Genomic DNA, 6,675 nt, shown 5'->3' with positions numbered 1-6,675 from the left:
GGAGCGCCGTCCGAGGGCCAGCAAGTCGCCCAACTTGCGAAATGCCTTTACGTCCTGCTCCATAGCCCCCCCCAAACGGCATCCAGACTGAAATAATCGTCTGTTGTCCTGCTTTGGGACAAGAGGGTGAAACACACCCTCCGTTGAACCGGTTGGACCGTCGAACAGCGGAACCGGCAACGCGGACGACCGTTCCTGTCACACCGGCTAATTGATGCCGGGGTAACCAGAACGTGAGCGACGCGACCCGCTTATTCTCAACATTTTTCGTGAAAACCTGACCGCAAATTGTCGCGGTATGCTTATCTTCGAATCAACCTAACCACTCTGTCAAACCTTGCAACTTATCGCAAGCTGATTACCAGCTTCCGTCGCGGCGCACAGCGAGCAAGCCGGCTGGCCAGAACCATCGGATGTCGGTTTTTCGGTCGGGCAATCTTCGCCTGCACAGCAGGCTAGATCACACCCCGGTCATCCCGGCCGTCGATGCCCCGTCAATGGCATATTCCGCGCCGGAGATGAAACCGGCCTCGTCGGAAGCAAGGAAGGCGACCAGGGCGGCAATATCCTCGACGGTGCCCATACGGCCCATCGGCGACATGCTGTTGTAGGCCGCGCGCGCGCCTTCGGGCGACGCGGACTTGGCGATGATGGCACTGATCATCTCCGTCTCCACCACGCCGGGCAGGATGGCGTTGCAGCGGATCGGCAGTTTTTCGGTGGCGCAATGGATGGCGATCGACTTGGCCATGGCCAGCACGGCGGCCTTGGTCACAGAATAGGCCATATAATTGCCCATCACCTTATGCGCCGACATGGACGAATTGATGATGATCGACCCGCACGGCCCGCCCGGATTGGCGCGCATCAGATGCAGCGCCGTCCGGGCGGTCAGCATCACCCCGGTCTGGTTGACGGCGATGATCCCGGTCCAGCCATCCATGCTGATCGATTCCACGCTGCCGTCGCCGCTTTCGGTCCCCGCATTGGCAAAGGCGATGTCGAGGCGGCCAAATTCGTCGCTGATGAAGGCGGCGACCTTGTCCCAGTCGCCCTCATCCTGCACCCGCGCCTTGACAAAGCGCGCGCCGGTCTGAACACACAGGGTCTGTGCCGCATCTTCATTTGATCCGGTGAACACGACCTGCGCCCCATCCCGCACCAGCCGCTGAACGGTCGCGCGGCCTATGCCCGATGTGCCGCCGGTGACGATCGCCACCTTGCCCGAAAGATCAGCCATATCCTGTCCTCAATCCGCCATCAGCGTGCCGGTCGCCCGCGCGATCGATGCTGTATCGAAATAATAGGGGGTGATGCCACTGAACTTGTCGTCGCGCAGATGAAATACCTCGCACAGCGGCATGGCCAGCCGCTGGCCATTGTGGCGGGAGGTGGCATGAACCGTCAGCATCACGATCGCATGATCCTCCGACACGGTGATATCGCTGGTTTCGAGCGACGCATCCTCCCAGAAGGCAAACACCTTGGTATAAAGGTCGCGCAGTGCGCCCTTGCCCAGATATTCCCCGGCATAGGGCAGGCTGTCAGCCTCCAGGATGCGGAAATCGTCGGTCATCATCGCCTCCGCCTCGTCCCAGCGGCCCGCAGCCGTCAGGGCATAGAGATTTTCGACCATCGCGCGGATGGCGGCATAGCGGTGCGAGTCCATGGCAATCACTCTCCTGTTCCAGCCTAGATGCGCGCTTGGGAATGTCGGCGAACCTGTAAAAAGCGGCAGGTGAAGCGAAGGGCCAGTAAGCCGACAAGTCGATCAACAAGAACAGGATGGCCCTGTGCGGGTCTGACGGGAAAGGAATGCTCATGGCGGGACGGCTGGACGGACGAGTAGCCCTGGTATCTGGCGCGCTGCGGGGCATCGGGCGGGCGATCGCGGAATGTCTGGCCACCGATGGCGCAGCGACGATCATCACCGATCTGGATGCGGAGGACAGCGAGGCGGTCGCCAGCGCGATCGCTGCGATGCCGGGCTGCTCCTATATCCGGCTGGACGCCACGCTGGAGGAGGCATGGCAGGCCGCGCGCGAACGGGTGGTGGCGGCGCACGGGCGGCTCGACATATTGATCAATAATGTAGGCGCGGACCTGACCGGCAAGGTGCAGGATCTGGAACTGGCGACCTGGCGGCGGCTGATGACGCTGAACATGGACACGGTGTTCCTGGGCACCAAGACGTTCCAGCCGCTGCTGGCGCAAAGCGGGGCGACGACCCCCTATGGCTCTAGCATCATCAATATCAGCTCGATCATGGGGCTGGTCGGCATGGGGGACGTGTCGGCCTATAATGCGTCCAAGGGCGCGGTGCGGCTGTTCAGCAAGTCCAATGCGCTGGAATTTGCCGATGCGGGCGTCCCGATCCGCGTCAACAGCGTGCATCCCGGCTTTGTTGATACGCCGCTGCTGCGACAGGGGATGGAGCGATGGGCCGCGCGTGACGGGACGTTAACGGCGGACGACCTGATCGACCAGATGGCACAGACGACACCGATCAAGCGGCTGGCCCGACCCATTGAGATCGGCAAGGTGGTTGCGTTTCTGGCGAGCGACGACGCCAGCTATATGACCGGCAGCGAGGTCGTGGTGGACGGAGGGTGGACGGCGCGATGAGCAGTTTTGATCTGAGCGGTGCGGTGGCGCTGGTAACCGGGGCCGGTGGCGGGATCGGCGGCGCGACCGTCCGGGCGCTGGCCGAGGCCGGGGCAACCGTGATCGCGACCGACATGGCGGCCAGCGCGTCGGTAGCGGGCGCAGCGGACTATCGACCGCTCGACGTGACCGACGAAGCGGGCTGGGCCGCGCTGGCAGAGCATATCGCGGCAAGCTATGGGCGGCTCGACATATTGGTGAATAATGCCGGGATTTCGGTGACCGATACGATTGCCGAAACCAGCTTGGCGACATTCCGCAAATGTATGAGCATCAATGTCGAGGGGATATTTCTGGGCACTCGCGCCATGGCCGACCTGCTCGGCCGCAGTGGTGCCGATCGGCGGGGCGGATCGTCGATCATCAACCTGTCCTCGGTCGGCGGGCTGGCGGGCGCGCCTTTCATGTCGGCCTATTGCGCCTCCAAGGGCGCGGTGCGGCTGTTCAGCAAATGCGCGGCGCTGGAATATGCAGCGCTCGGCCAGCCCATCCGCGTCAACAGCGTGCATCCCGGCGGCATCGACACCCATATGATGGACACCATCTACGCCCGCTATGTCGAAACCGGCGCCTTCCCCGACGAAGCCACCGCGCGTGCGACGGTATCGGCAGGCCATGCGCTGGGACGGATGGGCACCGCGCAGGAGATTGTCGACGGCATCGTCTATCTCGCCGCACCTGCCGCCAGTTTCGTCACAGGATCGGAACTGGTGATAGACGGCGGAATGACCGCGCATTGATTGTCCGCCTTCATCCTCCCCACCAACGGCGGGGGCGATCGCATGTGAAACTTACGTCGTTTTTACATCGTCATGCTGAACTTGTTTCAGCATCCATCGTGCCCCAAAAGCCGTTGCCCGTGGCGAGAAATGGATCCTGAAACAAGTTCAGGATGACGTTGGAGGAGAGGGCAGTTTCATAGACAATAGTACCGCCCCGCAGGGGGAGAATTGCTGTTTCGCCAGGTTTCGAAGGCCAAAAAGAACCCGATCGCGCGGGGCGACCGGGTCAATTTCCGCAGCTCCTGGAGAGCGAACTGGCGGAAATATCGTCAGCTCTGGTGGATGATGGTGAAGGACCGGCTCTGGAAAAACCATTTCCCGTCCTGCTTCACCAACTTGTCATTATAACAGGCCCGCGCGCGCTTATCCTTGCCGGTGCCGGGTTCAGCATAGACTTCGGAAAAATAGGCGCGCGCCACCGCCCGGTCGCCATCCACCCGGATCATGCCGGGATTGAGCAGGAAGCTGAGCTGGGGATAATGGGGCATCGCGCTCGCCCAAAGATCGACAATCTCGGCCTTGCCCGACACGATACCGAGTTCGGGATAGTGCGACAGATCCCAATGGCTGTCCTCCACCCAGAGCGAGGCCCATAAATCGCGATCGACGCGATTGACGGCATCGGCATAGGTTTCGAGCAGTTCGCGAATGGCCAGCCGATCCTCCAGAGGACCGGAAAAATTAGCGGTCAAAACCTCTCTCCTCATTCTGTTTTGTGGGAGGATAGGCGGGGAGCTGACGCCCGGAACCTGCCGGAAATCGCAGGTCTTACCGATACTCGTCGCGCAGCAGGCGGCGCAAAATCTTGCCCGACGGGTTACGGGGCAGGTCGGTGCGAAATTCCACTGTCTTGGGCGCCTTATAGGCAGCAATGCGTTCGCGCGCCCAGGCGATGAGCGTCGCGGGATTGGGCGTCTCGCCCGCAACAGGCACGACGATCGCCTTGACCGCCTCCCCCCATTTGGCGTCGGGCACGCCGATCACCGCGACGTCCGCCACGGCAGGGTGGCTGTAGAGCGCATTTTCCACTTCCGCCGGATAGACATTCTCCCCCCCGGTGATGATCATGTCCTTGATCCGGTCGGCCAGATAGAGATAGCCGTCCGCGTCCATCCAGCCCGCGTCCCCGGTGTGCAGCCAACCGTCCGCGTCAATCGCTTCAGCGGTCGCGTCGGGCCGGTCGAAATAGCCGATCATGTTGGCCTGCGACGCTACCAATATCTCGCCGATCGCGCCGGGCGGCAGCGTATCGCCGCCCTCGTCCGCGATCCGCACCTTCACGCCGGGCAGCGGCAGCCCGATGCCGCGCATTCGTTCGCTCCCTGCCGGATCATGGTCCTGCGGTGGCAGACCGATGATCGTCCCGGCCGTCTCGGTCATCCCGTACATTTGCGCAAAGCCGCAGCCGATCACCGCGATCGCCTGCCGCAGCAGGTCGAGCGGGATCGCCGACCCGCCATAGCAGATGGTCCGCAGGAAGCTGAAATCGGTGTCGGTGGCGGCAGGATGATCGCACAATATGCGCAGCGCTGTGGGGACCAGCATGATCTTGCTGATGCGGAAGGTGACGAGCAGGTCCAGTACGCGCGCGGGATCGAACTCACGCACCACCACGCCCTTTGCGCCATGCTGGAGCGTCCACAGACCCCAGCCCGATCCGCTGATGTGGAAGATGGGCATGGCGATCAACGACACGTCCTGCGCGGTCCAGCGATACCAGTCGGGCAGGTCCGGCTCCGACGCGCGCAGTCCGAGCAGGCTGCGGTTGGACAGCATCGCCCCCTTGGGCTTGCCGGTGGTGCCGGACGTGTAGAGCATCAGCACCGCATCGTCATAGCCGCCGTCACGGCACGGATCGGCGTCGGACTGCGCATCGCGCCAATCGGCAAAGAGCAGGTGATCGCCGCACGGATCGGTCAGCAGGACCGTCGCCCCCTGCTCCGCAACCCGGTCGAGAAATTCAGGTTCGACCAAAATTAGGCAGGGGCGCGCGTCAGACAATATATAGGCCACCTCCGGCGCGGCGAGTCGCCAGTTGACCGGCACAGTGACCAGGCCCGCCTTCGCCGCGCCCAGCCAGAAGCCGAAATAGTCATCGCGATTCTTGCCGAGATAGACGACCCGGTCACCCGGCGCATGGCCCGCCGCGATCAGGGCGTTGGCGACCCGGCAGGCTTGCCTGTCGAGCGCAGCATAGCTGGTTTCGCGCCCCTCGAAAATCAGGGCGACGGCATCGGGCGTCGCGGCGGCGTGCGCCCGGACATGATCCGCTATAGTGATGACGCTACTCGACATGGCCCCTCCGCTTAGGACCGCCTGCATAGCGCAAAAAGGCGCACCGCCGCCCTGTCACAATCGCTAAGCAGGCCAGCTTACCCTGACGCTTTTGCCAGTGCAGCCCGTCACATATGCCGGTAAACAGACGGACGATTGAAGAAAATTCAGGAAAAGGATGCCGTCATGGACATTGGTCTGAAAGGGCGCAAAGCCATATTGGCAGGTGCCAATGCCAGCATCGGCCGGGCGGTAGCGAAGGTCTTGGCCGCCGAGGGCTGCGACGTGGCGCTGTGCGGGCGGACGCAGGACAAGGTCGATACGGTCGTCGCCGAAGTGCGGGCGCTCGGTGTGCGCGGTATCGGCGCGTCGGTGGATGTGACCGATGCAGAGGCCTTTCCCGGCTGGGTCGCCAGCGCCGCGGAGCAACTGGGCGGCTGCGACATCTTCATTTCATTCGTCTCGGTCAATCCGGGGGTGGATACGCCCGAAGCCTGGATCACGGTACTGAACGGCGACATTTTGCCGCTGGTGCGCGGCATCCACGCTGCCCTGCCCGCGCTGGAACAGTCCGATGCCGGGTCGATCGTCACGATTTCCTCTACCGGCGCGCTGGAGGAATTTATGGGACCGCAGCCCTATAATGCGATGAAGGCCGCAGTGATCAATTACAGCGCCGCGCTGGCGCAGAAACATGCGCCGCAAGGATTGCGGGTCAATTGCGTGTCCCCTGGCCCGGTCTATACCGATGACGGTCCCTGGGCCTATATCAAGGAACATATGGCCGATTTCCACGATGGCATCCTCAAGCAAATCCCGTTCGGTCGGATGGGCACGGGCGAGGAACTAGCCAAGGCGATCGCCTTCATCGCCTCGCCCGCCTGCCGTTACATGACCGGGGCCAATGTGCTGATTGACGGCGGCATCACCAAGGGCGTGCAATATTGAGCGAGGC

7 protein-coding genes are annotated in these 6,675 nt (G+C 62.7%); 3 read left to right on the top strand and 4 right to left on the bottom strand.

All coding sequences use genetic code 11. The features are described 5' to 3' along the window. Nucleotides 1-460: 460 nt before the first annotated feature. Nucleotides 461-1,240 (bottom strand): SDR family NAD(P)-dependent oxidoreductase, encoded by a 780-nt coding sequence (locus KRZ98_RS20610; RefSeq protein WP_217675112.1) that lies wholly within the window; start codon nucleotides 1,238-1,240, stop codon nucleotides 461-463. A 9-nt stretch (nucleotides 1,241-1,249) separates the two neighbouring features. Continuing rightward, the gene (locus KRZ98_RS20605; RefSeq protein WP_217675111.1) at nucleotides 1,250-1,669 is read right to left on the bottom strand and encodes a nuclear transport factor 2 family protein; all 420 of its coding nucleotides are present in this window, start codon (nucleotides 1,667-1,669) and stop codon (nucleotides 1,250-1,252) included. A gap of 152 nt (nucleotides 1,670-1,821) precedes the next feature. Here KRZ98_RS20605 and KRZ98_RS20600 point away from each other — a divergent pair, with 152 nt between their 5' ends. Together KRZ98_RS20600 and KRZ98_RS20595 are read left to right on the top strand one after the other, a co-directional pair. After that, nucleotides 1,822-2,625, top strand: a complete 804-nt coding sequence (locus KRZ98_RS20600; RefSeq protein ID WP_217675110.1) for an SDR family NAD(P)-dependent oxidoreductase — start codon at nucleotides 1,822-1,824, stop codon at nucleotides 2,623-2,625. Further along, on the top strand, nucleotides 2,622-3,404 hold the full coding sequence (locus tag KRZ98_RS20595) for an SDR family NAD(P)-dependent oxidoreductase (RefSeq protein WP_217675109.1): 783 nt from the start codon (nucleotides 2,622-2,624) through the stop codon (nucleotides 3,402-3,404). The genes KRZ98_RS20600 and KRZ98_RS20595 overlap by 4 nt, the downstream gene beginning before the upstream one ends. Nucleotides 3,405-3,715: 311 nt before the next feature. On the opposite strand, the gene KRZ98_RS20590 is transcribed toward KRZ98_RS20595, so the two are convergent. After that, nucleotides 3,716-4,138, bottom strand: a complete 423-nt coding sequence (locus tag KRZ98_RS20590; RefSeq protein ID WP_217675108.1) for a nuclear transport factor 2 family protein — start codon at nucleotides 4,136-4,138, stop codon at nucleotides 3,716-3,718. Between the two features lie 76 nt (nucleotides 4,139-4,214). Next, the gene (locus KRZ98_RS20585) at nucleotides 4,215-5,741 is read right to left on the bottom strand and encodes a fatty acid--CoA ligase (protein ID WP_217675107.1); all 1,527 of its coding nucleotides are present in this window, start codon (nucleotides 5,739-5,741) and stop codon (nucleotides 4,215-4,217) included. A gap of 165 nt (nucleotides 5,742-5,906) precedes the next feature. Between KRZ98_RS20585 and KRZ98_RS20580 the strand changes: the two genes are divergently transcribed. Beyond that, complete coding sequence (locus tag KRZ98_RS20580) at nucleotides 5,907-6,668, top strand: SDR family NAD(P)-dependent oxidoreductase (RefSeq protein ID WP_217675106.1); 762 nt, start codon at nucleotides 5,907-5,909, stop codon at nucleotides 6,666-6,668. Nucleotides 6,669-6,675: the final 7 nt, after the last annotated feature.

The sequence above is a fragment of the Sphingobium sp. AS12 genome (assembly GCF_019097845.1).
GTDB lineage: Bacteria > Pseudomonadota > Alphaproteobacteria > Sphingomonadales > Sphingomonadaceae > Sphingobium.
Note: the sequence above shows the minus strand (reverse complement) of the source record. Positions and strands in the feature narration are given on the sequence as shown.